The organism is Mycobacterium sp. BK086 (assembly GCA_004362315.1).
Lineage (GTDB): Bacteria > Actinomycetota > Actinomycetes > Mycobacteriales > Mycobacteriaceae > Mycobacterium.
Map to the genome: position 1 here is coordinate 618747 of SNWL01000005.1, position 25744 is coordinate 644490.

Below are 25744 nucleotides of genomic sequence, written 5' to 3' on the forward strand. Positions count from 1 at the left end.
TTACTCGTACTTTCCCACGCCAGCGTCGATCTCGACGCAATGACTCAGGCCTTGGCGTTGGCGAATTGCTTGGCGTCGTAGAGCCGTGCCCACTCCGCACGCGGGCGGATCGACACGTCGACGTCGGCGCCCTTGGCACGCAGGCCCTTGACGGTGGCGTCTTCCCTGGCGGTGCGGGCGAACGGATCCCAGCTGAAGAACCGGCAGGAGTTCTCCCAGGTGATCTTGTTGATATCGGAATCCGATGCGCCCGCCGCGTTCAGCTCGGCCAGCACCTGCTCGGGTGCGTCCGGCCAGAAGCAGTCCGAATGCGGGTAATCGCACTCCCAGGCGATGATGTCGATGCCGATCTCGTGGCGCAGCTTCAGCGACGTCTTGTCGGTGACGTAGCAGGCCAGCGAATGCTCGCGGAACACCTCGCTGGGCATCTTGTCGCCGAAGTCGCGGCGCAGCCACTTCTGATTGGTGTAGTGCCGGTCGCTGCGATCCAGATAGAACGGAATCCAGCCGATGCCGCCCTCGGAGAAGGCGAATTTGAGATCCGGGTAGTTGCGCATTGCCGGGCCCCACAACAGGTCCTGTGCGCACATCGCCGAAACCTGGGTGGCCAGGATGATCATGTTGTCGATCGGCGCGTTGGGGGCCATGCTGATCGCGCCGAAGCCGGTGCCGATGTGCAGGCACATCACCACGTTCTCCTCGGACAGCGTCCGGAACACCGGACCCCAATAGTCCTCGTCGTGGTAACTCGGCAGGCCTTCGAGGTGCGGCAGCTCGGGCATGGTGACCGCCCGGCAGCCCTTGGCCGCCACCCGGCGGATCTCGGCGCACATCCCCTCGGGGGTCCAGGTCGGCAGGATCGCGATCGGGATGAACCGGTCCGGGTAGGCGCCGGCCCACTCGTCGATGTGCCAGTCGTTGTAGGCCGACACCATCACCAGGGTGACGTCTTCGCGGGTCATATTCAGGTGCCGCGCGGAGAAACCGGTGAACGTCGGGAAGCACATCGAGGCCAGGATGCCGTTGCGGTTCATATCGCGGACCCGCTCGTGTACGTCGTAGACACCCGGACGCATCTCGGCGAAGCCCGCCGGGTCACGGCCCCATTCCTCGGCGGGCCAGGACACCACCGCGTTGAGCCCGCTCACGCCCTGCGGACGGCCCTGGTACATCCACTGGTCGACGCCCTTGTCGTCGGTGACGACGATCGGAGCGTCGGGCTTGTACTTGGCCGGGACGTGGTTGAGGAACATATCGGGCGGCTCGACCACGTGGTCGTCAATGCTCACCAGGATCAGGTCGTCGACGTTCATGCCTCAAGTTGTACCCTCGATAATCGTGACCGTCTCCGCACATTCGGCCAGAGGTTTCGCTCAACCGGCCAACATCGGCCAGGTGGAGCTGCGCCGGGGTGGGCGGGTCCTGGCCGGCAGCTACCTCTACGAGGGAGAACTGCTGGTCACCGGCTGGCATTTTCACGACGTGCACCAGATCGAGTACGCGATCGGCGGGGTGGTCGAGGTCGAGACGACCTCGGCGCACTATCTGTTGCCACCTCAGCAGGCGGCCTGGATCCCGGCCGGCCTGGAACATCAGGCGACGATGAACCCGTCGGTCAAGACGCTGGCGGTGATGTTCGACCCCGAGCTCATTCCCGCCCCCGGCGACCGCGCCCGCATCCTGGCGGTCTCGCCCCTGATCCGGGAGATGATGCTCTACGCGTTGCGCTGGCCGATCTATCGAGCGGGCGGTGATGAGGCCTCGGACGCGTTCTTCCGCACGCTCGCCAATCTGGTGGCCGAGGCGCTGGATCATGAAGCGCCGCTGAGCCTTCCGAGCTCGGATGATCCGGTGGTCGCCGCGGCGATGGCCTACACCAAGGAGCACCTGCAGTCGGTGAGCCTGCAAGAGGTCTGCAAGGCGGTCGCGGTCTCCGAGCGCACACTGCGGCGGCAATTCCAGAGCGAAGCCGAGATGTCCTGGCGCACTTACCTTCTGCACGCCAGGATGCTGCGGGCGATGGCGCTGCTGGCCGCCCCGACGCAAAGTGTCCAGCAGACCGCGACCGCCGTCGGCTTCGACAGTGTCGGCTCGTTCACCAGGGCCTTCAGTCAGTTCTGCGGAGAGACCCCGTCGTCATACCGAAGGCGTGTCACCAACACCGGTGGGTGAGGTGACCGCGCGCCGATGGGTGCGCTCATGCCAGCGCAGGCGCAACAACAACAACCCGCGGTGCGCCTCGAACCCCAGCGACAACGGATGTCGCCAGGAGCCCGATCGTGTTCGCCGTGTTTGTGTCACCACTCCACTGTGCCAGCCGAGCGATTCAGGTTGCCGCGACACACCCCTCACTGTGCCGCTTGTCACCTGAAGTTCGTTGTCTGTCAAGAATCCTCGTCAGCACCGGTAATGGCGGCGACCAGCATGGTCAGTTCGCCGCCCAGCGCGCCGCGAACCTCGTGGCCGGCGCGCTTGGCCGACTCGCTGACGTCGCCGCGAGCAGCGACCGCAGTGGCGCGCAGTTCGGTGACGTTGCGGCCGAACGCCTCGCGCACATTGTCACCCTTGGTGGCCGCTGCCGCGACTGCAAAGGCGCCGTCGAGGGCCGAGCCGGCCACGGTGCCCTGTGCGGAAGCCAGCGAACCCGCGACCTCACCGGCGTATCCGAGGACCGCCACCGGCAGAGTGGCCTGATGGCCGACGTAGGTGGTGACGGCCGCGCGCAACCGCCCGCCGGCTTCCTCGAACACATCCTGGACGCCGCTGCCCGTGCGTTCCCACGCCGACGCGATGCTCTCGCCGTCCTGAATGGCGCCCGCGAACGTCGCCGGTGCGTGGGCGATCGCGGTGCCGACATCCGTTGCGGCGTCGATGAGTTGACTGCCCAACGCCTGGCCGGCGGCGATCTGACGCTCGAGGACCTGGCGGATGGCGAGCTTCATGCGTTCGTCCTGCGGTTCCGGCAGGATCTCCGCGTCGAGCACTTCAGCGACCTCGACGACGTCGTCGGCGGTCGGAACGGCGGTGACTGTTTCGGACTCGGTCGTGGATTCAGACATGCGCCCAGTCAACGCGTCCGGGCCGACGCGACGATATCGGCGAAGTGACGAACGGGACTCCGGCAGGCAAAGAGAAGGAAGTCCGGCTTCCCCCGGCTACCAGGCTGCCACCAGCTGGTATCCAGCTAGTTGCCAGAAAGTCGTCCTATCCTCAGTTTTCGCGTCCCGGCGACTGTGACGCTGCCTGTCGGAGACCAGCGGTGGAGGACAATCGCTATGACCAAGCTCATTCGACTCGGAGTCGGTGCCCTCGGCCTCGGTGCGCTGTCGCTCACACTCGGGTCTGGCGTCGCGCTCGCCGACGACTATGCCGGGCAGTCCTATTCGGACGCCTCCTCGGCCATCAGTGGTGCCGGCGAGAAGGCCGTGATCGCCACCTCCGTGGGAGACGGTGTCAGCCAAGGCGATTGCGTGGTCACCCGCTCGCAGAAGGCGTCCTGGCTCAAGGGTGACAACTTCTCCCCCGTCACCGACACCGTGTTGCTGTACCTGAATTGCAATACCAAGCTCGCGACGGCGGGGAAGGCGGGCAACTCGCTGGCCAGTCCGGAAGGGCGCGCCGAGAAGGCGTCCGAGGACGAGCAGGCCGCGAAGGACGCCGCCGCCCAGCAGGCCGCTGCTCAGCAGAACCAGTCGAGCGAGCTGCTCGCGCCCGGCGGCGACTGACGATCTCGCGTCCCGGCTTGCCGCCGTGGCGTTGGACGGCGAGGATTTCGTGGCAATGGACGCCACACATGCCGCTGAACTCGCCGATCTCGACGCCATCGGACAGGCCGCGCTGGTCGCGTCCGGAGAACTGTCCGCCGTTGAGTTGCTCGACGCGGCGATCACCCGGACCGAAGCCGCCCGCGGGCTGAACGCCGTCATCACCGATCTCTTCGAACGCGGCCGCGAACAAGCCGCGGCCCTCGATCAGTCCGGAACCCTGCGCGACGGCATCGCAGGACCATTGGCCGGAGTTCCCTTCCTGCTCAAGGATCTTGGCGCATCGCTGGCCGGTGCTCGCGAGGCGATGGGTTCGCGCGCGCTGCGTCACCACGTCGCGACCCAGACCGCCTGGATCGTGGAACGCTACCTGCAGGCCGACCTCGTCGTGTTCGGCAAGACCAACACGCCCGAATGGGGCAACCACTGCACCACCGAGCCGTCGTTGTTCGGCCGTACCGCCAATCCGTGGTCCCCGGACATCACGCCGGGTGGATCCAGCGGCGGCTCGGCCGCGGCGGTGGCCGCCGGGGTGGTTCCGGCCGCATCCGGTGGTGACGGCACCGGCTCGATCCGGGTGCCCGCGGCCTGTTGTGGCCTGGTCGGTCTCAAACCCCGCCGCGCGCGCACCTCGTTCGCCCCGTCCGGGCACCTGCTGGAGGGACTGGCCGTCGAGCACGCCCTGACCCGTACGGTCCGCGACAGCGCGGCCCTGCTCGACGCGGTGACCGGAGCGGCTCCCGGTGATCCCTACAACGCGCGGGTGCCGGCCCAGCCGTTCCTCGACGCGCTCGGCCAGACGCCGTCGCCGCAGCGCGTGCTGATCGCCACCGGATCCCCTTTCCCCGCCCCGGCGACCGATCCCCGAGTGATCGCCGCCGTCGAAAACGCCGGGCGCGCACTGGAATCGATCGGCCACCATGTCGAGCCGGGAGCGCCGGGCTTCGACACCGACGCCGTCGCCGACGCGATCGCCGTGCTGCACAACGTCAGCAACGTGCAGCTGTACAACTTCGCCAAATCCCATCTCGGCCGCGACCCGCGCGAGGACGAGTTCGAGCCCAGCAGTTGGGTGATGATGCGCGAGGGTTTCACCACGTCGGGCGTCGACTACGCCGATGCCATCGACACCGTTCACGCCCAGACGCGTCAGTTCGTCGCAGGAATGGGTGCCCACGACGTGCTCCTGGTTCCGACTCTGCTGGCGCCGCCGCCCGGCTTCGGCATCCTGGATCAGCCGCGCGGTACCACGCGGGCCTTCTTCGACGTCGAGTTCGCGCACACCGGGTGGACGACGATGGGCAATGTGACCGGCTGGGCAGCCATCTCACTGCCGCTCGCGGTCACCGAGGACGGTCTGCCCATCGGGGTTCAGCTGATGGCACCGGAGGAGACGATCCTCCTGCAGTTGGCCGCTCAGCTCGAAGCGGCCATGCCGTGGGCACAGCGTCGGCCGCCGGGATGGGTCGGGACGCTCGCCTCCTGAGCTGGGCGCCTTTGGATGAACCGCACAGCGCCCGTCGCGCCCGTGACACACTGTGCCCATGGTTGTCTCTATCGCGCGCCCGAAGCTGGAAGGCAATATCGCCGTCGGTGAGGACCGCCAGATCGGTTTCGCCGAATTCGGCAGCGCCCAGGGCCGGGCCATCTTCTGGCTGCACGGAACCCCGGGCGCCCGGCGTCAGATCCCGGTCGAAGCCCGGGTGTACGCCGAACAGAACGACATCCGCCTGATCGGGATCGACCGGCCGGGCATCGGAGCCTCGACGCCATTCCAGTACGACAACGTGCTGGCCTTCGCCCAGGACCTGTCCACGATCGCGGACGTCCTCGGGGTGGACAAGATGGCCGTCGTCGGGTTGTCCGGCGGCGGTCCGTACACCTTGGCGTGTGCGACCGCGCTGCCGGAGCGCGTTGTGGCGGCCGGTGTGCTCGGTGGCGTGGCGCCGATCGTCGGCCCGGACGGGATCACCGGCGGACTGATGAAGGTCGGCGCGGCCGTCGCCCCCTTGATCGAGGTGGCCGGAGCGCCGATGCGGCTCGCCGCTGTCAGCCTGATCCGGTTGATCAGGCCGGTGGCCGAACCCGCCCTCTACATCTATGCGGGCATCTCCCCCGAAGGTGACCGCAAGATGCTGGTGCGGCCCGAATTCAAGGCGATGTTCCTCGACGATCTGCTCAACGGAAGCCGCAAGCAATTGGCGGCGCCACTCGCCGATATCGTGGTGTTCTCCCGTGACTGGGGATTCCGGCTCGACGAAGTGAAGGTGCCGGTCCGGTGGTGGCACGGCGACAAAGACCACATCGTGCCGTTCGCGCATGGCCAGCATGTGGTGGCCAAGCTGCCCGACGCCGAACTCCACGTGCTACCCGGCGAAAGTCACCTCGGCGGACTCGGCCGCGCAGAGGACATTCTGCGCACCATGCTGGATCTCTGGGATCGTGCCGAAAAGGCGTGACTGAGGACTGAATTCGTGAACCGGCACTGAGAGCGAATTCCTCGCTCCCAGTGCCGGTTCAGTCTGGCGCTAGGTGCCCAGCTGGCTCTTGATCAGGGCGTCCTGCTGCTTGCCGAATTCGACGACCAGATCCTGAGGCACCGGATCCCCGGCGGGGCCGGTGAATTCGAGCGATGACGCCGCGTTGCCCTCGGTGAAATACAGAACGCTCAGCGAGCGCGTCCCGTCGGGGGACTTTCCGGAAATCAGCTGGCCGTTGGTCCCGACCGGAACCGAGACGGTCTTCGAATCGGCCACCGGCGTGGCGGCCTGCGCGGAGCTGATCGCACCGGCGGCGGCGCCGGGATCGCCCAGCACCCACACGGTGTCGGCGATCGTGCGTCCGTCGCGATGGGTGTAGAGCGTCATGGCGCCGGGCTGGCCGCCGGGATTGAGGACCGGCGGCGCCGCGGTGTAGGCCAGTGAATCGGTCACGACGTTGGGGTCGACGAGCAGGACGGTGTAGTCACCGGGATCTGCTGCGGCCAGGCCGGTGCCAAGTGACAGGCCTGCTGACAGCAGCGCGGCGGCGGTCAAGCCGCCGAGACGACGAGAAGTCATAGGGAATTCTTCCGTTCGGGAAAGTTGTTTACTGGCGGGTCAATTCGTCGTGATGGACGATCAGCAGGGGTAGCAGCCGTAGCCGCGCCATCCGTCGCGCCAGAAAAAGCCTGCGCCGCAACCCATATTGCCGGTTCCGCCCCGGCAGTCCAGTGCGGTGATGATGGGCGAACCATCCCTCGGTGTCGCCGGAGTCGGCGTGGTTGTCGATGCAGCATTGGCGGTTACCGCGCCGGCCAGCGAGCCGAAAATCATGCTCGCGGCGGCAATACCCATGACGAATTTACGCATAAAATCTCCCCCAAATTGGGTCGCGCTGAATGGACTTACTTACGCTACGGCAGGCAATCCAGCGTGATCGGCAATTCGGCCGGTTTCTTATCGAGTTTCGACTCGACCATTCTCGGCTAATGCCCTATGCCCCCATGGGCGAGGGCCAGAAGTCCCTGTCGGACAGGCGATGTCTGGGAGGAAGCTGAATGCCGTAACGAGACCGCCATCGAAAGGTCCACCTATGAATGACGCCCTCGCCGAGCGCAATTACGCCTGGCGGATGATCCGCACAGCGCGGCTGTCGCAGGCCACCTCGGTGCACGCTGACGGCGCCGACATCGTCACCGTGCTCAGCGAAGCCCTCGACGCGGGATTGGGTCGCGCCGAGATCATCGTCGAATTGGCCGACCTCGGGGCGCGGATGTTCGCGCTGTGCAATCCCGCCGATCTCGCCGACGGCGAAGCTGCAGTCTGTTCCGCCTAGTCGACGTGCCCGAGTAGGGTCCGCCGCAGCAGGTGCATCGCCACCGTGGTCGATCGCTCCCGGATGTCGGCGCGCTCCCCCGGTAACCGCACCGATCGGCTCACCGTCGTGCCGTCGGCCAGCATCACGCAAAACCACACGGTCCCCACGGGTTTGGCTTCTGTGCCCCCGCCCGGCCCGGCGATCCCGGTGATCGCCACCGCGGTGTCCGCGCCGAATCGGCGCAACGCGCCGGCCGCCATGGCTTCGGCCACTTCCTGTGAGACGGCGCCGTGGGCGTCGATGAGCGCCGCATCGACACCGAGAACGTTCACCTTCGCCTCATTCGCATAGGCCACGACCCCGCCCGCGACATAGGCCGACGAGCCGGCCTGGTCGGTCAGGCGGGCAGCCACAAGTCCGGCCGTGCACGATTCCGCCGTCGCGATCCGCCGCCCCGCCAACAGTCGGGCCACCTGATCGTCGACTCGCGAACCGTCCTCGGAGAACACCAATTCCCCGTGCCGGGCGCGCACCAATTCCATCAGCTGTCGATAGGTCTCGGCGCTGTCCGGCTCGTAGCGGGTGACCATCTCCACTTCGCCGCGGCGAAGGCACGTCGTGATCTCCAAATCTGCAAAGCCCGCGATGCTTTCGGCCTCGCGCAGGGTTTCGGCGAGCCCGGATTCGGCCAGGCCGAACATCCGCACCGTGTCCTGGCGATAGACGGTCCGCCCGGCGATCGCCTGCTGGACTGCGTCATCCGCGATCGCGGCCGGCCACATCGCCTGCAGTTCGCGCGGCGGCCCGGGCAGGACCAGCACCGTCGGCGTACCGGGGACCACGACACCGGGAGCGGTCCCCACCGGGTCGAGCACGTGCGCGTCGACCGGCACCATCGCCTGCTTGCGGTTGGCGGTGAGGACGGCGTCGAAATCGACACCGGTGAACCTGGCCATCAGGTGCTTCAGGATGGCCGCGATCTTGGCTTCCAGCTCGGCGTCGAGGATCAGTTCGCGACCGCAGAAGCGGGCCACCGTCTCGACGGTCATATCGTCGGCGGTCGGCCCGAGGCCGCCGGTCGTGACGATCAGGTCGACGCCCTCGGCGGCCAGGAAACGCAACTGGGCCTCGATGTCGGCCGCGCGATCCCCGCAGATCGTGATGTGGGCCAGTTCGACACCCAATTCCAGCAGCCGGTCGGCGACCCATGGGCCGTTGGCGTCGGCCACCCGTCCGGTCAGAACTTCGGTGCCGGTGACCACGATTCCCGCGCGCACGCTCATACCGAGCGAGATTACGCAGTGTTGATTCAGCTGACCGGGTCGGGCGTCAGCCCGGTGACCTCTCCGAGCGCCTGCAGCCAGGCACTGGTGTCGGGGACGTAGAAGCCGATCTCGCCGGCCGCGGTGCGCAGCACCAGATGCGTCCAGCCGCCCACCACGCTGCCTTTGAACACCTTCGACAGCCGCATTCCGGTGATGGTGTCGAGCGGCACACTGATGGTGGTGCCGGTGAACGTCACGAAAACCACGCGCCTGCGGGTCAGTGCGATGCGGCCACTGTTCTTCACCGAGGGGAAGCCCGGTGCGGTGGAGCCCCGGTAGTTGCCTTTCTCCAGCGGTCGGATGATCGTCTCGGCCGCCAGCTCGCTGTCGAGCTGTGCGGCGGCGGCGCGGTACTTGCCGCGGTAGATCAGCACGATCGGCAGCGCGATGAGCGCAAGAACGACCGCGATACCGACGACAAGCAGGATGACGTTGATCGCGATGTTCATACCGATCGACCTTTCAGCTCGGGGCCGCGCCGGGAGTCCGGACCACAAGGGGCACAGCGGGGAACGCCGCGGCCATCTCGGTGCGTGACTTGCGAAGGGCGCTGGTGCCGTAGCCCTTCTTGCGGTGGTCGGGATGGATCCAGATCCGGACGTTGACTTCACCGCCGACCAGTTCGCCGAAGACCATGCCCACCTTGTCCTCGCCGTCGACGGCCACGAACCAGGCTGCCTCTTCAGCGCTCAAACGACTACGCGCCGAACGGATCTCGTCGTCCAGATTGCCTGCGGGCGCACCCGAACCGTCGCCGGCCGAGCCGATCTCCTGGGTGCGGGTGGCGAAGATGTCGCGGTCGTCGTCGTCGGAGAACGGCCGAAGCTGCAGGCTCTCGTCGGAGCTTGCCGGTCGCTCACCCAGGGTGAACGACAGCTGGCTGTTGAGGTCGTTGATCTCGGCTGTGATGCGGTCGCGGGAATCCTTGGTCACCTGGTCGAAGGACAACCCCAGGACGGCTTCGCTGCCCAGTCGAGACGTGCCGAGCAGCGCGGTGATGGCGTCGACTGCCGAGGCGCGATCATCCGCGTCGACGATGATGTCGAGCACTTCGTGGCGGCGTTCGAGCGCCTTCAGGAGCGCATCGGCAATCTCGCGGCGGGCGGCGGCGCGGTCGAGGTCGGTCATGGCGTAAGCGTAGTTCGACGGGCCGAGTTCGGCGGGGTCCGCGCAAACTCCGCCGACGACGTGCACCGATCGCCGCCAAGGTGCCATCCGGGGTGTCGGTGCGCATGATGGAGGGGCCAGCGGATGCGGCGCACGCATGATCGCTCTGCCAAGATGAACGCGCGGCAGATGATCGGTTGCGCTGGGGTGTCCTGTCGCAGATCTCGACACGAGGAGCTTGAGGACGGTGGCGAAGACCCTCGGGACGATCTTCGTCATTGTGATCCTGCTGGCATGCGCGGGCGATCTGCGGGTGTTCAGCGGCCCGCACCCGCAGCCCGCGCAGGACATCGAACTGGCCGACGGCTGGCGACTCACGTCGGCACAGGGTCTGCCCGAGGACGGCGCGACGATCTCGGCCAACGGCTACGACGCCGCGGCGTGGCACCCGGTGCGCCGGATGCCCGCGACCGTGCTGGAGACCCTGCAGGACGACGGCGTCTACCCCAACCTCTACTACGGCAAGAACCTGCTCGAGGACGTCCCACAGGACCTCTACAAACAGGATTGGTGGTACCGCACCACCTTCACCGCCCCGGGCGACTACCCCAACTATGTGCTGGATTTCACCGGGATCAACTACCGCGCCGAGGTCTGGCTCAACGGCCGCCGGGTGGCCGACAGCCGTCAGGTCGTCGGCATGTACAACGACCACCAGCTCGACGTCACCCGCTGGATTTCGCCCGGCCAGCCCAACACCCTGGCCGTCAAGGTCACCCCGGAGCGGGCCATCCAGGACGTCAACGGCGTCGAGCTCGCGGACAGCTGGTACGACTGGATCAACTGGCGCTACCTGGGTTACCAGGGTCCGGACAAGAACCCCGCCAACGGCAATTCCTTCGTTCCCGACCGCAACGCCGGGATCTGGAAACCGGTGTACCTCAAGACATCCGGAGCGGTGTCCATCGGCGACGCCACCGTGAACACCCAGCTTCCGCTACCCGACACCGACAGCGCTCGGCTGACGGTCTACGCGCCGCTGCGCAACTACTCCGCCGACAAGGTCCGCGGCGTGCTGCGGGCCACGATCACCCGGGACGGTAAGGCGCCCATTCATGTCGACGAGCCGGTCACGCTGATGCCCGGCGAGGAGCGGGAGATCACGCTGAGCCCGGATCGTTTCGCGGCGCTGGTGGTCGACCACCCCGACCTGTGGTGGCCCTACACGATGGGCCGTCCCGATCTGTACGACCTGAAGCTGGAGTTCGTCCAGAATCGGGCTGGACAGGAGGCAGTGACCGAGTCGACCTCTCTGAAGTTCGGCATCCGCCAGATCACCCAGGGCCGCGACTCCGACGACACGTTCGCCGACCTGGGTACCGGCGGCAATTTCTATCTCCAGGTCAACGGCAAGAACTTCCTGGTCCGCGGCGCCACCTACACCCCGGACCTGCTCTACAAGTACGACCCCGACCGCGACGCCGCGATCCTGCGCTACGTCAAGGACCTCGGGCTGAACATGCTGAGGCTGGAGTCCAAGATCTCCTCGCAGCGCTTCGTCCAGATGGCCGACGAGCTCGGCATCCCGCTGATGTACGGCTGGATGTGCTGCAACCAGTGGGAGAAATGGCAGCAGTGGGACGACGAGGATCGACGCGTCTCGCAGGAGAGCATGCGCAGCCAGATCGCGATGCTGCGTTCGCACGCTTCGGTTTTCGTGTGGGCCAACGGCAGTGACGGCCGGCCGCCGGCCGAGGTGCTGACCGATTATCACCAGATCCTGTCCGACCTGCATTGGCAGAACGCCACCGTCGACACGGTGTCGCAGATGAACCGGGACGCCGAGGGTCAGCCGGTGTGGGACGGCATCCAGATGGCAGGCCCCTACACGTGGCGACCGCCGTCCTACTGGTTCGCCGGTGAGTACGGGGCCGCCCGCGGATCGTCGGCCGAACAGGGCGACAACGAACACATCCCGCCATTCGCGAGCCTGCGGAAGTTCATTCCGCCGGACAAGCTGTGGCCGATCAACGACACCTGGTTCTTCCACGCCGGGTCCGATCCGCAGAACTCGCGGCTGGCCAATGTGCAGCGGGTCATCGACCGCCGCTACGGCCCGTCGACCAACGCCCGGATGTTCGCCGACAAGGCCCAACTGGCGCATTACGAGGCCACTCGCGCGCAATTCGAGTCGTTCGCCGCCAATGGCTGGGACGGCCACAAGATGACGATCTACTGGATGCTCAACAGCCACTGGCCGTCGTTCTTCGGCAACATCTTCGACTACTACCTGCGTCCAGGCGGTGCCTACTACGGCGCGAAGAAGGGCCTGCAGCCGCTGTCGGTGGTGTTCGACTCCTACGCCACCGGCAACCACCGGCAGGCCAGGGTGACCGTCGTCAACCAGACGCCGGACTCGAAGGAGAACCTGCGCGTGCGGGTGCGCACCTACGACCTGAAGGGCGTACTGCGCGACGACCGCGCCTCCGACGACATCAGCGTCGATCCCGGTGGTGCGGTCCCGGCGATGACGCTGCCGCCGGGCCCCGCCGACTCCCCCGTGTTCTTCGTGCGCGCCGAACTGCTCGACCCGTCCGGCGCCGTCGTCGCCGACAACGTGTACTGGCAGTCGCGGCAGGCCGACGACGTCGGACCGCCTGCCAACGACGCCGCGTTCAACTCCAACCAGGTCAGCTGGGCCGATATGACCGCGCTGAACTCGATGCCCAAGGTGCCGCTGGACGTCACCGCCACGGCCGGTCAGGACGGTGGGCGCGACGTCACGATCAACCTGCACAACCCGACGCCCAACATCGCGTTCTTCGACCGCGCCGAGCTGCTGTCCAGTCCGCTGGCCGACGAGATCCTGCCGATCGAGTACGACGACAACTACGTGACCGTGTTCCCCGGCGACACCGTCCAGATCACCGGCCGGGTGCCCGACTCCGGACCCGTCCCGAGCTGGGTCAGGGTGACCGGTTACAACAGCACGCCGGTGGTCGTACAGGTTCGCTGACACGCAGGCCGAGCCTGCGACAGGTCATCGTCGGCTCGCGTGCCCTACATTCGGTCCTAAGCGTCGACACCTCACAACACACTCCGAAGGGACGGATCTTGCTGCAGCACGCTCTCGTGGTGGCAGCCGCCCTTGCCGCTGCGGTGTTCGCCGCGATCGGCATCGTCGTGCGCCAGCGGGCCACCATGGACGTGCCCCACGATCAGGGCGTCAGCACGGTCATGTGGTCCACGTTGCTGCGCAGACCGCTGTGGTGGGCGGGTACCGCCTCCGCGGTGACCGGGTACGCCTTCCAGGCGGTCGCGCTGGCCTACGGGTCGCTGCTGCTGGTGGCCCCGCTGATGGTTTCGGCGCTGCTGTTCGCACTGCCGCTGAGCGCACGCCTGGCCCACCGGCGGGTCTCCCGCCACGAGTGGATCTGGGCCGTGGTGCTGACGATCGCGCTGGCGGTGTTCGTGTCATTGGCTCGCACCAAACCCGGCGACTACGAAGGCTCCGAGCTGCCCGCCATCGTGGTGGCCGGGATCAGCCTGCTGTTCGTGGCCGGGTGCCTACTGGTGTCCCTGCGGCTGTCGAATTGGCGACGCGCGCTTCTGCTGGCGGTCGGTGTCGGCGTGCTCTTCGGCGTGGTGGCCGTGCTGACCAAACTCGTGATGCACATCGTCCGCGAGGGCAGCATGCTGCGGCTGATGACCACCCCGGTGCTCTATGTGGTGATCGCCGTCGGGATCATCGCCACCCTGTTGCAGCAGTCGGCCTTTCACGCCGGATCGCTGCGCGCCTCGGTCCCGGCGATGCTGGTGCTTGAACCGGTGGTCGCCGTGTTTCTCGGCGAGGTGGTGCTCGAAGAGCACCTGGCGGTCAGCAAGCCGGCGGCGGTGGCACTGGCCGTCGCGTTCGCCGCGATGGCCACCGCGACGATCGCACTCGGTCGCGACGAGGGCGCGTGGGAAGAGGAACTGGAAGCCAAGGCCAAGACCCGGGCCCCCGGCGCGACCGAAGCGTCAGTCCAGCCAGGGCCCGACGCCGCCGATTGAGTCGATCCTGATCCGGGTCAGATATCCCGGCGGGGCACCGGCGGGTGGGAACACGACACTCTCGTCGGTGACCATGACCGAGGCGAGCTCGCGCAGCAGTTCGGGTGCGCCGCCGTCCTCGATGCGGGCGGTGCCCTTCACCGACAGATAGGGGCGCATGACCTCTCCGGGTGTGGTCGAGACGATGGTCAGCGCGACGCGGCCGTCGCGGCGCACGTTGCGGACCTTCTGGTGCTCGGACAGGTGAGCCGTCACCAGCTCGTCGCCGTCCTCGCCGGATTGCAGTGCCACCCATACGACCGACACCTGGGGGCTGCCGTCCGGGTTGAGGGTGACCAGGGTGGCATCGGCGCCGGAGCCGATCAGCGCGCGGGCCGCATCGTTGAGCTTCATGTCCGGGTCCAACGCCGTGTGACCCGAGTCATTCCCCGCCGCGTGGTTGTATGGCTGCCGTGACGGTCCTCGCCATCGACCAGGGCACCTCGGGCACCAAAGCGATCGTGGTGGACCCGGCCGAGGGGCTGGTCGGGCTGGCCGAGGTGGCGGTGCATCCGCGGTACCTGTCGGGCGGTGGTGTCGAACAGGACCCCGGCGAGCTCCTGGAGTCGGTGCTGTCGGCCGGGCGTGCGGCCGTGGCCCAGGCCGGCCGGCCCATCACCGCGGTGTCGCTGGCGAATCAGGGTGAGACGGTGCTGGCCTGGGATCGGTCCACCGGTGAGCCGCTGACCCAGGCGATCGTGTGGCAGGACCGCCGGGCCGAGGGGCTGTGCGCCGAACTGGGCGAGCACGCCGAGATGATCGCCGCGCGCACCGGGCTTGTGCTCGACCCGTACTTCACCGCCCCGAAGATGAGCTGGCTGCGCCGCAACGTGGAAACCGGCGGTGTGGTCACCACATCCGATACCTGGCTGCTGCACCGGCTCACCGGGCAGTTCGTCACCGATGCCACCACCGCCAGCCGCTCGTTGCTGGTGGAACTCGGCGGCGCCGACTTCGACCACGAGCTGCTGACGCTGTTCGGGCTGGCCGACGAACAACTGCCCAGGATCGCCGGCAACGACGAAATCATCGGGCTGACAACTGCTTTCGGTGCCGAGACGCCGGTCGGCGGGATCGTGGTCGACCAGCAGGCGGCACTGCTGGCGCAACGCTGCCTGCAGCCGGGAATGGCCAAGTGCACCTTCGGCACCGGCGCGTTCCTGCTGGCGAACTGCGGTGCCGACCCGGTGCGCTCGTCGTCGGGGCTGACCACGTCGGTCGCGTGGCGGGTCGGTGGCGCGGACACGTTCTGCGTCGACGGCCAGGTCTATACCGCCGCCTCCGCGGTGCGGTGGCTGTCGTCGCTGGGGATCATCGCCGGCGCCCACGAGCTGGACACCGTCGCGGCCGCCGACAGTGACGGGATTCTGTGCGTGCCCGCGCTGGCCGGGTTGGCCGCGCCGTGGTGGCAATCCGGCGCCACCGCAACGCTTTCGGGCATGACCCTGGCCAGCGGCCGCGGCCATGTGGTGCTCGCCGTCCTGCAGGGCATCGCCGCGCAGATCGCCGAGCTGGTGACGGCGATCGGCGCCGACACGCGGGCGCCGCTGACCCGACTGCGCGCCGACGGCGGCCTGACCCAGTCCGCGGTGCTGATGCAGGCCTGTGCCGACATTGTGCAGGTGCCCGTGGACGTCTATCCCTCCGCGCACGCCACCGCCCTCGGCGCGGCCGCACTGGCCCGGCTCAGTCTGGAGCCCGCCCGCAGCCTCGCCGACGTGGCCGGAACCTGGAGCGCGGCAGCCAGTTTCGAACCCCACTGGGACCCCGCGCGCGCCGAGGAATTCCGTTGCCGCTGGCGCGATCTGGCCGTCACCACCTACCCGGCGGCGCCATGAGCACCGACTACGACGTGGTGGTGATCGGCGCGGGCATCGTCGGTTCGGCGATCGCCCGCGAGCTCGGCGGCCGCCGGCTGTCGGTGGCTCTGATCGAGGCCCGAGCCGATGTCGGCGACGGCACCAGCAAGGCCAACACCGCGATCCTGCACACCGGATTCGACGCCAAACCCGGCACGCTGGAGTCGCGTCTGGTTCGGCGCGGCCACGCGCTGCTCTCGGAATACGCTGCCGAGACCGGCATCCCGGTCGAACGAACCGGCGCGCTCCTGGTGGCCTGGGACGACGAGCAGCTGAACACCCTGCCCGCACTCAAGACCCAGGCCGAGGCCAACGAGTATCCCGACTGCGAACTCGTCGACGCCGCAACGGTATACGAACGGGTCCCGAACCTCGGGCCGGGCGCATTGGGCGGGCTGACCGTGCCCGACGAGTCCATCATCTGCACCTGGACGGTCAACCTCGCCCTGGCAACCGATGCGGTGAATCGCGGGGTGGCACTGCATCGCGGGTGCCGTGTGCAGTCCACCGACGTCGGCGAAGCCGCCACCACGCTGCACACCTCGGCAGGCGCGATCACCGCACGATGGGTGATCAACGCGGCCGGGCTCGGCGCCGACGTGATCGACGCGCAGTTCGGCTTCTCCCGGTTCACCGTCACCCCCCGCCGCGGCGAGCTGATCGTCTACGACAAGCTGGCCCGCCCGCTGGTCGACACCATCGTGCTGCCGGTGCCGACCGCGCGGGGTAAGGGCGTGCTGGTCAGCCCGACCATCTACGGCAACGTGATGCTGGGCCCGACCTCCGAAGACCTCGCCGACCGCACCGCCACCGGCACCAGCCGCGACGGCCTGCAATCGCTGTTGGACAAGGGTATTCGGCTGATGCCGCGGCTGCTCGACGAGGAGATCACCGCCACCTACGCGGGCCTTCGGGCGGCGATCGACCACGGTGACTACCTGATCGACGCCGATCCCGCCCAGCGCTACCTGCTGGTCGGCGGCATCCGCTCCACCGGGTTGACCGCGGGCATGGCGATTGCCGAGTATGTGCTGGAGGTGCTCGGCGACGCCGGTCTGGACGCCGAGCCGCGAACCGAGCTGCCCGCCCCGCCGCGAATGCCCAACCTGGGTGAGGCATTCGTGCGGCCCTATCGGGATGCCCAGGCGATCGAATCCGATGCGGCATACGGGCGGATCGTCTGCTTCTGCGAACGCGTGACCGAAGGAGAATTGCGTGACGCCTGCCACGCGGTGATCCCGCCGGCGGGCCTGGACGGCCTGCGCCGGCGCACCCGGGTCATGAACGGCCGCTGCCAGGGGTTCTTCTGCGGCGCCGAAGTGCAGCACCTGTTCGAGGCGCTGCGATGACAGTCGACGTCGTGATCGTCGGCGGCGGTCCTGCCGGACTCACCGCGGCGGCCGCACTCGCCGCCCGCCACAATGTCGTTGTCCTGGAACGGGAATCGGCCGCCGGTGGCATCCCCCGGCACAGCGACCACCTCGGCTACGGTATCCGCGATCTGCGGACGGTGCTGAGCGGACCGGATTACGCGCGCCGGCTGGTGGCCCACGCATCGGCCGCGGGTGCCGAGATTCGCGCCGACACCATGGTCACCGGCTGGGCGGGCGACCACGCTCTGGAGGTGACCTCACCGCGCGGGCGCGAGGTGATCGATGCCGGCGCGGTGGTCCTGGCCACCGGTGCCCGCGAACGGTCACGGCCCGCACGGTTGATCGCCGGGGATCGGCCCGCGGGCATCTACACCACCGGACATCTGCAGAACCTGGTGCATCTGCACGGGCGGGGCGTCGGCAGCCGGGCCGTCGTCGTCGGTGCCGAATTGGTCAGCTACTCAGCGGTTCTCACGCTGCGCCACGCCGGATGCCGCACCGTGCTCATGACCACCGAGCACCCGCGTCCGGAGTCCTACACAGCGTTCACCGTCGCGGCCCGCGCCGCACTGGGTGTGCGGGTGGCCACCCGGACCAGGGTGAGCCGCGTCGTCGGCGCTGCGGCGTTGCGCGCCGTGGAGATCGAGAACATCGACACCGGCGCACGGCGGATCGTCGATTGCGACACCCTGATCCTGACCGGCGACTGGATCCCCGACCATGAGCTCGCCCGGCTGGGCGGCCTCGCCATGGATGCCCGGGCCGGCAGTCCCATCGTCGATACGGCGTTGCGTGCCAGCCGAACCGGGGTGTTCGCCGTTGGCAACCTGGTGCACCCGGTGGACACGGCCGACGTCGCTGCCCTCGACGGCCGCCACGTCGCCGCTCAGGTCGGCGCCTATCTGGCTGGGCGCCACGAGCCCCAGGCCGGCGTGCGCCTGGTGGCCCAGGCGCCGCTGCGGTGGATCAGTCCCGGCCTGCTGGGCGACAATGCCCCCCCACGTGACCGACTGCTGGCGTGGACCGACACCCTGGTGCGCAGTCCCGTCGTCACCGCACATCAGGGTGGGACCCTGCTGGCCCGCAAGCGGCTGCCCTGGCCGGCTTCGCCTGGCCGGGTTTTCCGGATCCCGGCCCAGGTCGTGGCCGGTGCCAAGCGTGACGGCGGACCGGTGACAGTCGCCGTCGGGTGAGAATCGGCATGATGGTGTGGTGACCCTGTCAACGGATCCGCTCGCCCAGATCGCCGGGAGCCCTCCCGGCGATGCCGTCGGTGCGTTCTTCGATCTCGACGGGACCCTGGTGGCCGGGTTCACCGCGACCGCCCACGCCAGTGACCGGGTCCGCCGGGGGCAGGCCAGGATCGGCGAGGTCATGGGCGTCATCGAGGCGTCGGTGCGCTACAAGCTCGGCCGGATGCAGTTCGAGCGCCTGCTGGTTCGGGCCGCGGGATACCTGCGTGGCGAGTCACTGGTCGAACTGGACGAGATCGGCGAACGGCTCTATGCCGAACAGGTGGCCGCCCGGGTGTACCCGTTGATGCGCGAGATCGTGGCCGCGCACCGGGATCGCGGTCACACCATCGTGCTCAGCTCGTCGGCCCTGACCATCCACGCCGAGCCGGTGGCCCGCGCACTGGGCATCGATCACGTCGTGTGCAACACCTTCGAACTCGACGACGACGGCAGGCTCACCGGCACCATCACCAAGCCCATCGTGTGGGGCCGGAACAAAGCCGCTGCGGTGCAACGGTTTTGCGCCGCCAACGATATCGACCTGGCGGGTAGCTACTTCTACGCCGACGGGGATGAGGACGGCGCGCTGATGGCACTGGTCGGCCATCCGCGACCGGTCAACCCGCGCCCCGGCCTGGCGGCCAAGGCCGCCGCCAACAACTGGCCGGTGCTGCACCTGAGCATCCCCGGCCGGCGCAGCGGCGCCGCGCACGTGCTGGGTCACTTTCCCGCACTTGGGCGGGCGGCACTGGGTGCGGCGCTGTCGTCGCTGGCGCTGCGAACTCGCCGACGCGGCTAGGGCATCGCGCGGTGCGGCACGTCCGTGATCAGACCGCCGTCGACCACATACTCCGAACCGGTGGAGAACGACGACTCGTCACTGGCCAGGAACACGATGAAGGTGGCGACTTCCTCCGGCTGGCCGGGGCGCCCGAGCGGCGCGCTGACCATGTCCTCGGGCAGGTGCTTGGTCATCGGGGTGCGGATGAAGCCTGGGTGCACCGAGTTCACCCGGATGTTGTCCGACGCCAGCTCGAGAGCGGCCGACTTCGTCAGGCCGCGAAGGCCCCACTTGGACGCCACATAGGCGTGCACCCAGGACGCGCCGCGCATGCCCTCGATGGACGACACATTGATGATCGAGCCGCCACCTGATTCCTTCATCGACGGCAGCACCGCCTGGATTCCCAGCAGGGCGCCGGTCAGGTTGACGTCGAGGACCCGCTTCCACCGCTCCACATCGAGTGACTTCAGCGGCGCCACCTGGACAATGCCCGCATTGTTGACCAGCACGTTGACCTTGCCGAATTCGCTGATCGCGGTCTCGACGGCGGCCGCCCACTGGTCGGCCTCGGTCACGTCGAGGTGCACGTAGCGGGCGGCGTCGCCCAGCTCGTCGGCGAGTTCCTTGCCCTTGTCGTCGAGGATGTCCCCGATCACGACCTTGGCGCCCTCGGCGACGAGCATCCGCGCGTCAGCGGCTCCCATCCCCTGTGCGCCGCCGGTGATGATGGCCACTTTGTCGTCTACGCGTCCCATGAGGCGTCAGGCTACCGGTAGCGCTCCGCGCGAGGTAGAACCTGTTCCAGTTTCGGCGCCGAGTGCGCATACTGAACCGACCGCAGCCCCGAGCGTCAGGAGAATGTATGGCCATCCGCGTTGCCCACATCGGCACCGGAAACGTCGGGCGGTTAGCCCTGTGCGAACTCATCGAGAACCCGAGCTTCGAGCTCGCCGGGCTGTGTGTGTCCGCCGACGAGAAGGTGGGTAAGGACGCGGGCGAGTTGGCCGGCCTCGACGTGAAGACCGGGATCCTGGCGACCAAGGACCTCGACGCCGTGCTGGCCACCGAACCCGAATGTGCCGTCTACTGCGCGATGGGCGACACCCGCATGCCCGAGGCGATGGAGGACGTCCGCAAGATCCTGGCCGCCGGCATCAATGTCGTCGGTTCATCGCCCGGGTTGCTGCAGTACCCCTGGGGCGTGATGCCCGACAAGTACATCCAGAGAGTGGAAGACGCGGCCCGACAAGGTAATTCGAGCCTGTTCGTCAGCGGTGTCGACCCGGGCTTCGTCAACGATCTGATCCCGCTCGCGCTGGCCAGCACCTGTCAGCGCATCGAGCAGGTGCGATGCATGGAGATCCACGACTACGCGTCCTACGACGGCGCAGAAGTCATGCACTACATGGGTTTTGCCCGCTCCATGGACGAGATCCCGATGCTGCTGCAGCCCGGAGTGCTCAGCATCGCCTGGGGCACGGCGATCCGGCAGCTGGCCGCCGGCCTGGGCATCGAGGTCGACGAGATCACCGAGTCGTACCAACGCGAACCCGCGCCAGAGGATTTCGACATCGCGGTCGGTCATGTCGCCAAGGGCACCCTGGCCGTCCTGCAGTTCGAGATCCGCGGAATGGTCAACGGCCACCCCGCGATCGTCATCGAGCACATCACCCGGTTGCGCCCCGATCTGCGTCCGGATTTGCCACAGCCCGCAGCTGGCGGCGGCTCGTACCGCATCGAAATCACCGGTGAGCCTTCGTACGCGGTGGACATCGTCCCGAGCAGCAGTTACGGCGACCACAACCAGGCCGCGATTGCCGGCGCCGCCGGCCGCATCGTCAATGCCATCCCCGCCGTGATCGCCGCCCCGCCTGGCATCCGCACCACACTGAACCTGCCGCTGGTGTCCGAAGTGGAGCTGTTCGCCAAGCCCTGAGCCGTGCGTTTGGTCGATGTGGCGCCCGGGTAGTTACCCAGCACCAATTTCGACGGATGCGTAAGGAGGCACGGACATGTCCGTTCGGCGCTTGATCCTTCTGGTGGGCGCGGTACTCCTGGTTGCCGGAGTGATCGCGTTGTTGGTCCCGGTTTCCACGTCAGACGGCAATGGCGGCAGCATCGGCTGCGGCAACGCGGTCTCCGAAGACCTGTCATCGGCACGCCAAGCCAACGACAAGGGCATCGTCGCGAATGTGCCGATCCTCAACGAGATCGTGCCGCACACCGACTTTGTGGCGCAGTGCCAGTCGGCGGTCTCCTCGCGGCGGGGCTGGTCGATTCCGTTGGCCGTGGTCGGCTTGCTGGTGGTCGGCGGTTCGTTCGTCGTCGGCGCACGTGTCGGCTCGAAGGCTTAGGGGCGATACCCCGGGACGATCAGGGTGCCCGGGTAATTCACGTAGTACGACAGGCAGATCGGGTTGTGGCGGCATGCGATGAGTGCCCCGGCATCGGGTGCCGCGCCGATCACCTGAGTTTTTCGCGGTGGTAGACCGCAGTTCGGCACGTACGGGTTGAGTGGGACGACGCCGTTGGTGCAATCGGGTGTGGCCGCGGCCGGTGGTGTTGTGGGTGCGATGGGCACGAACATCAGCGCCAGTGCGATCACGGCCATCAATGCCGGCCTCGAGAAAACCATGGCGGACCCCCGCTAAGAGCAGACAATCAAACGCTACTCCTTTCAGCGCGAGTTCAAGGGCGGAGCCGCGATGGGTGTGTTTCCTTCTCTGCTGACCGCATGCAGCGGGTTTCTGCTCGCGGTGCTGTGGATGGACCTGATCTTCGACAGTCAGATCGGCTCGGCCGGCCGTGGCGGCGAGCAACTTCCCGAGCCGGTGCTGGCGTCGATCGCGGGGTACTACCGCCGGGCCACCACGACTTCGCAGCCGATGAGTGGGCTCATCGCGGTCGTGATGGCTCTCCTGCTGGGCGCGTTGGTCGCCGAGGCGGTGTCCGGCACGAGTCCGGCATGGCTTCTCGGCGTCTCGGCGGTGCTGGCCGGTGGACCGGTTGCGCTCGCGCTGATCCGCACCGTCCCGAACGCTGTGCGACTCGGTCGGCGCATCGGCACCACCGCCGAGCAGAGCCGCCTGGCCCGGGGCATCTACCGCGACCACATCGTGTGCGGGGTGGGCATGCTGGCATTTCTGGTGCTCTGGCTGGTCTGGCTGGGCCGATAGCCATTCGTCCACCCGCTGATGGTGGATACCTGCAAATCGCCGAGCGGCGGCGTACTAAACTAGAACACGTTCCAGTCTGCTTATGCCCCCGCTTGAAGGAGCCGGTTCCATGCACACTGCCCTCTGCGACGAGCTCGATATCGAGTTCCCGATCTTCGCGTTCACCCACTGTCGTGACGTCGTCGTCGCCGTCAGCAAGGCCGGCGGCTTCGGCGTCCTCGGTGCGGTCGGCTTCTCTCCCGAACAGCTCGAGATCGAGCTGAAGTGGATCGACGAGAACATCGGCGACCACACCTACGGCGTCGACATCGTCATCCCCAACAAGTACGAGGGCATGGACTCCACCGACCTGTCGCCCGAGGTGCTGAAGAAGACGCTGAACGACCTCGTGCCCCAGGAGCACATCGACTTTGCCAAGAAGGTCCTCGCCGATCACGGCGTGCCGGTCGAGCACAGCGACGACGACGCCATGGGGCTGCTGGGCTGGACCGAAGCGACCGCCACCCCGCAGGTCGAGGTCGCGCTCAAGCACCCGAAGTGCACCCTGATCGCCAACGCGCTGGGCACCCCGCCTGCGGAGATGATCAAGCACATCCATGCCGAGGGTCGCAAGGTCGCCGCGCTGTGCGGGTCGCCGTCGCAGGCCAAGAAGCACGCCGAAGCCGGTGTGGACATCATCATCGCCCAGGGTGGCGAGGCCGGCGGACACTGCGGCGAGATCGGCTCGATCGTGCTGTGGCCGCAGGTCGTCAAGGCCGTCGCCCCGGTGCCGGTGCTGGCCGCCGGCGGTATCGGCAGCGGCCAGCAGATCGCCGCGGCGCTGGCGCTGGGCGCCCAGGGCGCGTGGACCGGATCGCAGTGGGTCATGGTCGAGGAGTCTGAGCACACCGAGGTCCAGCACGCCGCGTACGCCAAGGCCGAGAGCCGCGACACCGTGCGCAGCCGCTCGTTCACCGGTAAGCCCGCGCGCATGCTGCGCAACGAGTGGACCGAGGCCTGGGAGAAGGAGGGCAACCCCAAGCCGCTCGGAATGCCGTTGCAGTACATGGTTTCCGGGATGGCCGTCGCCGCCACGCACAAGTACCCGAACGAGAGCGTCGACGTCGCGTTCAATCCGATCGGCCAGGTCGTCGGCCAGTTCACCAAGGTCGAGAAGACCTCGACGGTGATTCAGCGCTGGGTGCAGGAGTACCTGGAGGCCACCGGCCGGCTCGAAGAGCTCAACGCGTCGGTCTAGTACAGCAGTGATGGTGCCGCCAGGGTGATCACCCTGGCGGCACTGTCATGTTCAGCTGGCGGGATAGAAGTCGTTCCCGTTGCCCCAGTCACCGGAATGCATCGATCCCGGCTGCCAGCCCTGCGCACCCAGGCACAGCATCGGCAGGCCATCGGGCGACTGGGCCGCGGCCTGCGAGCCCGGGCACGGCGAGCCGACAGCCTGTACGCCGTAGATCTTGGGCGAGAGCACCCAGAAGCCGACACCCTCCGGCGGACGGTCCATGCCGATCGGAGACTGGCCGGGAATCCAGCGGCACTGCAACGGTTCGCCACCGGGTCCGCGGCCGAACGCGAACCGGTCCCACTGATAGCACGGTGCGCTCAGGTAGGCCTCGTAGTTCATTCCCGGCGGATCGCCCGGGAACGGCCCATGAGGTTCATCGGCGGCGGCAACCGGCGCCACTGCCAGCGCGGTGCCCGCGACGGCTGCTGCGATGACGAATTCGCGGAGCATCTATCCACCCTCTAGTTCTCTACCGCGGGCCCTAGTGCCCCCGCCGGCCCTGCGCAGAAGCCTAACGGCTGGGGCAGGTGTGCTTTGGGTGAAACCCGAAAGGCGTGCCGGTTACCGCATATTGTGACGGCTCCGCAGATTTTGCCTTTGCCGCCCTCTCCGCCCGCACCGAAGCTTGCTAAGCTGCGGCGATTGCGTCGTCGGGGGTGGAGAGGACGACGGGAGACGTTCTGTGGCAAAGGCATGTGTTGCCTTTTGTGCTTCCGACACGATGATCATGACAACGGCCCGCAGCGTCGGGCCTACAGTTGTGCTGACCACCGTCGAGAAGCTCGAGGAGTTGCGCTGATGGCAGAGGCCCAGTTCCGGGTCACGGTGGTCCCCGATCTGGACACACCGCACGTGGTCGCCGCCGGTGAGATCGACTTGGCCAACGTCGGCGAATTCCAGGACGTGATGGGCAAGGCGGCGGCGGACTCCGCCACCCTGACCGTGGACCTTGCCGACGTCAGCTACTGCGACAGCGCCGCGGTGCGCGCCCTGTTCGCCCTGGCGGCCACCACGGAACTCACGATGATCGTCGCCTCCGAAGGCCCGATCCGGACCTTGCTGGCGATCTCCGGCCTGGACCGGGTGGCCACCGTCGTCACCAAGGAGTGAGCCGAACACCATGCCTGTCCCCGAGTTTCATCGGCGCGACCTGTCCCAGCAAGGTGAGTTGTTCGAGCGGATCCTCGAACGCGTTCACCTGGACCTGCCGGACGCGGTCGGGCTGGCGATCACCATGCACGACCGCCGTCTCGACGAAGATGAGATGACGCTGCTCGCGGCCCGGGGCTACGGCGGCGAGGTGGTGGAAGCCCAGCTGGCGGGGCTGGGCGGCCCGGTCGTCGACGCGTTCATCCATCAGATGCCGGTGCTGAGCCTGGATCTGTGGTCCGACGAACGCTGGCCGGACCTGACCCAGCCGGCGATGGAAGCCCGGATCCCCGAACACAGCGCGGCGTGGCGGGAAGTGCGGGGCTCGGTCGCGGTGCCCGGGGTGTGGAAGGCCGACGGCACGGTCGTGCTGTCGTGCGTGCTGGACCGGCCGGCGACGGCCGGCACGGTGACCACGCTGATCGGATACGAGCAGCTGGTCTCCGCGGCGATGGTGTCCGCGGGCGCCGAAGGTGACGGCACCGCGATCGCCGACATGTTGGCGGTGCTGCAGTCCCGCGGCGCCATCGAGCAGGCAAAAGGCGCGATCATGGGCCGGCTGGCCTGCGACGCCGACGCCGCGTGGGCGACCTTGCGCCGGGCCAGCCACGAATCGAACGTCAAGCTGCGATCCCTGGCGGTGGCGCTGGTGGAACACATCAGCGGATCGCCGGCCGAGCAGCCCGCGGCCGGATCGCCCATCGTGCCGACCGACCAGGCCCGGCATGCCGCGGGCTTGCTGTGGGCGGTACTGACCCACGACTCGACACCCATCGAACCGACCGCCTGAATTACTGGCC

Annotated in this window: 28 protein-coding genes; 17 read left to right on the forward strand and 11 right to left on the reverse strand. The window is 67.8% G+C overall.

The genetic code is table 11. From position 1 onward, the window contains the following. Positions 1-44: 44 nt before the first annotated feature. On the reverse strand, positions 45-1313 hold the full coding sequence (locus tag EV580_RS19445; protein ID WP_133692825.1) for an amidohydrolase family protein: 1269 nt from the start codon (positions 1311-1313) through the stop codon (positions 45-47). Positions 1314-1338: 25 nt separating this feature from the next. On the opposite strand from EV580_RS19445, the gene EV580_RS19450 reads away from it, so the two are divergent. Further along, positions 1339-2172 (forward strand): AraC family transcriptional regulator, encoded by an 834-nt coding sequence (locus EV580_RS19450; RefSeq protein WP_133692826.1) that lies wholly within the window; start codon positions 1339-1341, stop codon positions 2170-2172. A gap of 212 nt (positions 2173-2384) precedes the next feature. On the opposite strand, the gene EV580_RS19455 is transcribed toward EV580_RS19450, so the two are convergent. Beyond that, positions 2385-3059 (reverse strand): hypothetical protein, encoded by a 675-nt coding sequence (locus EV580_RS19455; protein ID WP_133692827.1) that lies wholly within the window; start codon positions 3057-3059, stop codon positions 2385-2387. A gap of 216 nt (positions 3060-3275) precedes the next feature. Between EV580_RS19455 and EV580_RS19460 the strand changes: the two genes are divergently transcribed. From EV580_RS19460 to EV580_RS19470, 3 genes are read left to right on the forward strand one after another with little or no spacing between them, the layout of a single operon-like run. Further along, positions 3276-3725, forward strand: a complete 450-nt coding sequence (locus tag EV580_RS19460; RefSeq protein WP_133692828.1) for a hypothetical protein — start codon at positions 3276-3278, stop codon at positions 3723-3725. A gap of 55 nt (positions 3726-3780) precedes the next feature. After that, a complete protein-coding gene (locus EV580_RS19465; RefSeq protein ID WP_133692829.1) occupies positions 3781-5250 on the forward strand; it encodes an amidase in 1470 nt (489 codons plus the stop codon). Between the two features lie 58 nt (positions 5251-5308). Then, positions 5309-6223 carry an alpha/beta fold hydrolase gene (locus EV580_RS19470; protein WP_133692830.1) on the forward strand — a complete coding sequence of 305 codons (915 nt, stop codon included), beginning with the start codon at positions 5309-5311 and terminating at the stop codon, positions 6221-6223. Between the two features lie 69 nt (positions 6224-6292). On the opposite strand, the gene EV580_RS19475 is transcribed toward EV580_RS19470, so the two are convergent. Continuing rightward, positions 6293-6823 carry a hypothetical protein gene (locus EV580_RS19475; RefSeq protein WP_133692831.1) on the reverse strand — a complete coding sequence of 177 codons (531 nt, stop codon included), beginning with the start codon at positions 6821-6823 and terminating at the stop codon, positions 6293-6295. A gap of 60 nt (positions 6824-6883) precedes the next feature. Then, positions 6884-7114 carry a hypothetical protein gene (locus EV580_RS19480; RefSeq protein ID WP_133692832.1) on the reverse strand — a complete coding sequence of 77 codons (231 nt, stop codon included), beginning with the start codon at positions 7112-7114 and terminating at the stop codon, positions 6884-6886. A gap of 223 nt (positions 7115-7337) precedes the next feature. Between EV580_RS19480 and EV580_RS19485 the strand changes: the two genes are divergently transcribed. Further along, positions 7338-7580, forward strand: a complete 243-nt coding sequence (locus tag EV580_RS19485) for a hypothetical protein (RefSeq protein WP_133692833.1) — start codon at positions 7338-7340, stop codon at positions 7578-7580. On the opposite strand, the gene EV580_RS19490 is transcribed toward EV580_RS19485, so the two are convergent. The 3 genes from EV580_RS19490 to EV580_RS19500 are packed head-to-tail and all read right to left on the reverse strand — an operon-like array spanning position 7577 to position 10015. Next, positions 7577-8845: a competence/damage-inducible protein A gene (locus EV580_RS19490; RefSeq protein WP_133692834.1), complete on the reverse strand. Its 1269-nt coding sequence runs from the start codon at positions 8843-8845 to the stop codon at positions 7577-7579. The genes EV580_RS19485 and EV580_RS19490 overlap by 4 nt on opposite strands. 26 nt (positions 8846-8871) lie before the next feature. Then, positions 8872-9336 (reverse strand): hypothetical protein, encoded by a 465-nt coding sequence (locus EV580_RS19495; protein WP_133692835.1) that lies wholly within the window; start codon positions 9334-9336, stop codon positions 8872-8874. A 13-nt stretch (positions 9337-9349) separates the two neighbouring features. Beyond that, positions 9350-10015, reverse strand: coding sequence for a GNAT family N-acetyltransferase (locus EV580_RS19500; protein WP_133692836.1), 666 nt, complete (start codon positions 10013-10015; stop codon positions 9350-9352). A gap of 226 nt (positions 10016-10241) precedes the next feature. Here EV580_RS19500 and EV580_RS19505 point away from each other — a divergent pair, with 226 nt between their 5' ends. Next, positions 10242-13010, forward strand: a complete 2769-nt coding sequence (locus tag EV580_RS19505; RefSeq protein ID WP_133692837.1) for a glycoside hydrolase family 2 protein — start codon at positions 10242-10244, stop codon at positions 13008-13010. Positions 13011-13108: 98 nt separating this feature from the next. Then, positions 13109-14047: a DMT family transporter gene (locus tag EV580_RS19510; protein ID WP_133692838.1), complete on the forward strand. Its 939-nt coding sequence runs from the start codon at positions 13109-13111 to the stop codon at positions 14045-14047. Here EV580_RS19510 and EV580_RS19515 read toward each other — a convergent pair. Beyond that, positions 14015-14440: a PPOX class F420-dependent oxidoreductase gene (locus tag EV580_RS19515; RefSeq protein ID WP_133692839.1), complete on the reverse strand. Its 426-nt coding sequence runs from the start codon at positions 14438-14440 to the stop codon at positions 14015-14017. The genes EV580_RS19510 and EV580_RS19515 overlap by 33 nt on opposite strands. Before the next feature lie 59 nt (positions 14441-14499). Here EV580_RS19515 and EV580_RS19520 point away from each other — a divergent pair, with 59 nt between their 5' ends. From EV580_RS19520 to EV580_RS19535, 4 genes are read left to right on the forward strand one after another with little or no spacing between them, the layout of a single operon-like run. After that, entirely contained in the window at positions 14500-15924 is a 1425-nt protein-coding gene (locus tag EV580_RS19520; RefSeq protein ID WP_133692840.1) for an FGGY family carbohydrate kinase, read from the forward strand. After that, entirely contained in the window at positions 15921-17294 is a 1374-nt protein-coding gene (locus EV580_RS19525) for an NAD(P)/FAD-dependent oxidoreductase (RefSeq protein WP_133692841.1), read from the forward strand. Before EV580_RS19520 ends, EV580_RS19525 begins: the two co-directional genes overlap by 4 nt. Further along, on the forward strand, positions 17291-18511 hold the full coding sequence (locus EV580_RS19530; RefSeq protein ID WP_133692842.1) for an NAD(P)/FAD-dependent oxidoreductase: 1221 nt from the start codon (positions 17291-17293) through the stop codon (positions 18509-18511). Before EV580_RS19525 ends, EV580_RS19530 begins: the two co-directional genes overlap by 4 nt. 16 nt (positions 18512-18527) lie before the next feature. Next, the gene (locus EV580_RS19535) at positions 18528-19352 is read left to right on the forward strand and encodes an HAD family hydrolase (RefSeq protein WP_133692843.1); all 825 of its coding nucleotides are present in this window, start codon (positions 18528-18530) and stop codon (positions 19350-19352) included. On the opposite strand, the gene EV580_RS19540 is transcribed toward EV580_RS19535, so the two are convergent. After that, positions 19349-20092, reverse strand: a complete 744-nt coding sequence (locus EV580_RS19540; protein WP_133692844.1) for a glucose 1-dehydrogenase — start codon at positions 20090-20092, stop codon at positions 19349-19351. The genes EV580_RS19535 and EV580_RS19540 overlap by 4 nt on opposite strands. A 107-nt stretch (positions 20093-20199) precedes the next feature. Between EV580_RS19540 and EV580_RS19545 the strand changes: the two genes are divergently transcribed. Beyond that, positions 20200-21273: an NAD(P)H-dependent amine dehydrogenase family protein gene (locus EV580_RS19545; RefSeq protein ID WP_133692845.1), complete on the forward strand. Its 1074-nt coding sequence runs from the start codon at positions 20200-20202 to the stop codon at positions 21271-21273. Between the two features lie 76 nt (positions 21274-21349). After that, positions 21350-21691, forward strand: coding sequence for an aminopeptidase (locus EV580_RS19550; RefSeq protein WP_133692846.1), 342 nt, complete (start codon positions 21350-21352; stop codon positions 21689-21691). On the opposite strand, the gene EV580_RS19555 is transcribed toward EV580_RS19550, so the two are convergent. Beyond that, positions 21688-21972 carry a hypothetical protein gene (locus EV580_RS19555; RefSeq protein ID WP_166654774.1) on the reverse strand — a complete coding sequence of 95 codons (285 nt, stop codon included), beginning with the start codon at positions 21970-21972 and terminating at the stop codon, positions 21688-21690. The genes EV580_RS19550 and EV580_RS19555 overlap by 4 nt on opposite strands. Before the next feature lie 70 nt (positions 21973-22042). On the opposite strand from EV580_RS19555, the gene EV580_RS19560 reads away from it, so the two are divergent. Beyond that, positions 22043-22513 carry a hypothetical protein gene (locus EV580_RS19560; RefSeq protein WP_133692847.1) on the forward strand — a complete coding sequence of 157 codons (471 nt, stop codon included), beginning with the start codon at positions 22043-22045 and terminating at the stop codon, positions 22511-22513. A gap of 109 nt (positions 22514-22622) precedes the next feature. After that, positions 22623-23750, forward strand: coding sequence for a nitronate monooxygenase (locus EV580_RS19565; protein WP_133692848.1), 1128 nt, complete (start codon positions 22623-22625; stop codon positions 23748-23750). A 51-nt stretch (positions 23751-23801) separates the two neighbouring features. On the opposite strand, the gene EV580_RS19570 is transcribed toward EV580_RS19565, so the two are convergent. Next, the gene (locus tag EV580_RS19570; RefSeq protein WP_133692849.1) at positions 23802-24245 is read right to left on the reverse strand and encodes a hypothetical protein; all 444 of its coding nucleotides are present in this window, start codon (positions 24243-24245) and stop codon (positions 23802-23804) included. Positions 24246-24593: 348 nt separating this feature from the next. Between EV580_RS19570 and EV580_RS19575 the strand changes: the two genes are divergently transcribed. Both EV580_RS19575 and EV580_RS19580 read left to right on the forward strand, forming a co-directional pair. Further along, positions 24594-24905 carry an STAS domain-containing protein gene (locus EV580_RS19575; RefSeq protein ID WP_133692850.1) on the forward strand — a complete coding sequence of 104 codons (312 nt, stop codon included), beginning with the start codon at positions 24594-24596 and terminating at the stop codon, positions 24903-24905. A gap of 10 nt (positions 24906-24915) precedes the next feature. Then, complete coding sequence (locus tag EV580_RS19580; RefSeq protein WP_133692851.1) at positions 24916-25734, forward strand: ANTAR domain-containing protein; 819 nt, start codon at positions 24916-24918, stop codon at positions 25732-25734. Positions 25735-25744 lie beyond the last annotated feature (10 nt).

What these genes read in the sequence shown, in the direction of transcription:
- EV580_RS19470 (WP_133692830.1), top strand. Translation starts at nt 5,309, where the DNA reads ATGGTTGTCTCTATCGCGCGCCCGAAGCTGGAAGGCAATATCGCCGTC.
- EV580_RS19460 (WP_133692828.1), top strand. Translation starts at nt 3,276, where the DNA reads ATGACCAAGCTCATTCGACTCGGAGTCGGTGCCCTCGGCCTCGGTGCG.
- EV580_RS19550 (WP_133692846.1), top strand. Translation starts at nt 21,350, where the DNA reads ATGTCCGTTCGGCGCTTGATCCTTCTGGTGGGCGCGGTACTCCTGGTT.
- EV580_RS19530 (WP_133692842.1), top strand. Translation starts at nt 17,291, where the DNA reads ATGACAGTCGACGTCGTGATCGTCGGCGGCGGTCCTGCCGGACTCACC.
- EV580_RS19555 (WP_166654774.1), bottom strand. Translation starts at nt 21,972, where the DNA reads ATGGTTTTCTCGAGGCCGGCATTGATGGCCGTGATCGCACTGGCGCTG.
- EV580_RS19560 (WP_133692847.1), top strand. Translation starts at nt 22,043, where the DNA reads ATGGGTGTGTTTCCTTCTCTGCTGACCGCATGCAGCGGGTTTCTGCTC.
- EV580_RS19570 (WP_133692849.1), bottom strand. Translation starts at nt 24,245, where the DNA reads ATGCTCCGCGAATTCGTCATCGCAGCAGCCGTCGCGGGCACCGCGCTG.
- EV580_RS19480 (WP_133692832.1), bottom strand. Translation starts at nt 7,114, where the DNA reads ATGCGTAAATTCGTCATGGGTATTGCCGCCGCGAGCATGATTTTCGGC.
- EV580_RS19540 (WP_133692844.1), bottom strand. Translation starts at nt 20,092, where the DNA reads ATGGGACGCGTAGACGACAAAGTGGCCATCATCACCGGCGGCGCACAG.
- EV580_RS19515 (WP_133692839.1), bottom strand. Translation starts at nt 14,440, where the DNA reads ATGAAGCTCAACGATGCGGCCCGCGCGCTGATCGGCTCCGGCGCCGAT.
- EV580_RS19545 (WP_133692845.1), top strand. Translation starts at nt 20,200, where the DNA reads ATGGCCATCCGCGTTGCCCACATCGGCACCGGAAACGTCGGGCGGTTA.
- EV580_RS19580 (WP_133692851.1), top strand. Translation starts at nt 24,916, where the DNA reads ATGCCTGTCCCCGAGTTTCATCGGCGCGACCTGTCCCAGCAAGGTGAG.
- EV580_RS19495 (WP_133692835.1), bottom strand. Translation starts at nt 9,336, where the DNA reads ATGAACATCGCGATCAACGTCATCCTGCTTGTCGTCGGTATCGCGGTC.
- EV580_RS19475 (WP_133692831.1), bottom strand. Translation starts at nt 6,823, where the DNA reads ATGACTTCTCGTCGTCTCGGCGGCTTGACCGCCGCCGCGCTGCTGTCA.
- EV580_RS19465 (WP_133692829.1), top strand. Translation starts at nt 3,781, where the DNA reads ATGGACGCCACACATGCCGCTGAACTCGCCGATCTCGACGCCATCGGA.
- EV580_RS19455 (WP_133692827.1), bottom strand. Translation starts at nt 3,059, where the DNA reads ATGTCTGAATCCACGACCGAGTCCGAAACAGTCACCGCCGTTCCGACC.
- EV580_RS19485 (WP_133692833.1), top strand. Translation starts at nt 7,338, where the DNA reads ATGAATGACGCCCTCGCCGAGCGCAATTACGCCTGGCGGATGATCCGC.
- EV580_RS19575 (WP_133692850.1), top strand. Translation starts at nt 24,594, where the DNA reads ATGGCAGAGGCCCAGTTCCGGGTCACGGTGGTCCCCGATCTGGACACA.
- EV580_RS19445 (WP_133692825.1), bottom strand. Translation starts at nt 1,313, where the DNA reads ATGAACGTCGACGACCTGATCCTGGTGAGCATTGACGACCACGTGGTC.
- EV580_RS19525 (WP_133692841.1), top strand. Translation starts at nt 15,921, where the DNA reads ATGAGCACCGACTACGACGTGGTGGTGATCGGCGCGGGCATCGTCGGT.
- EV580_RS19500 (WP_133692836.1), bottom strand. Translation starts at nt 10,015, where the DNA reads ATGACCGACCTCGACCGCGCCGCCGCCCGCCGCGAGATTGCCGATGCG.
- EV580_RS19565 (WP_133692848.1), top strand. Translation starts at nt 22,623, where the DNA reads ATGCACACTGCCCTCTGCGACGAGCTCGATATCGAGTTCCCGATCTTC.
- EV580_RS19490 (WP_133692834.1), bottom strand. Translation starts at nt 8,845, where the DNA reads ATGAGCGTGCGCGCGGGAATCGTGGTCACCGGCACCGAAGTTCTGACC.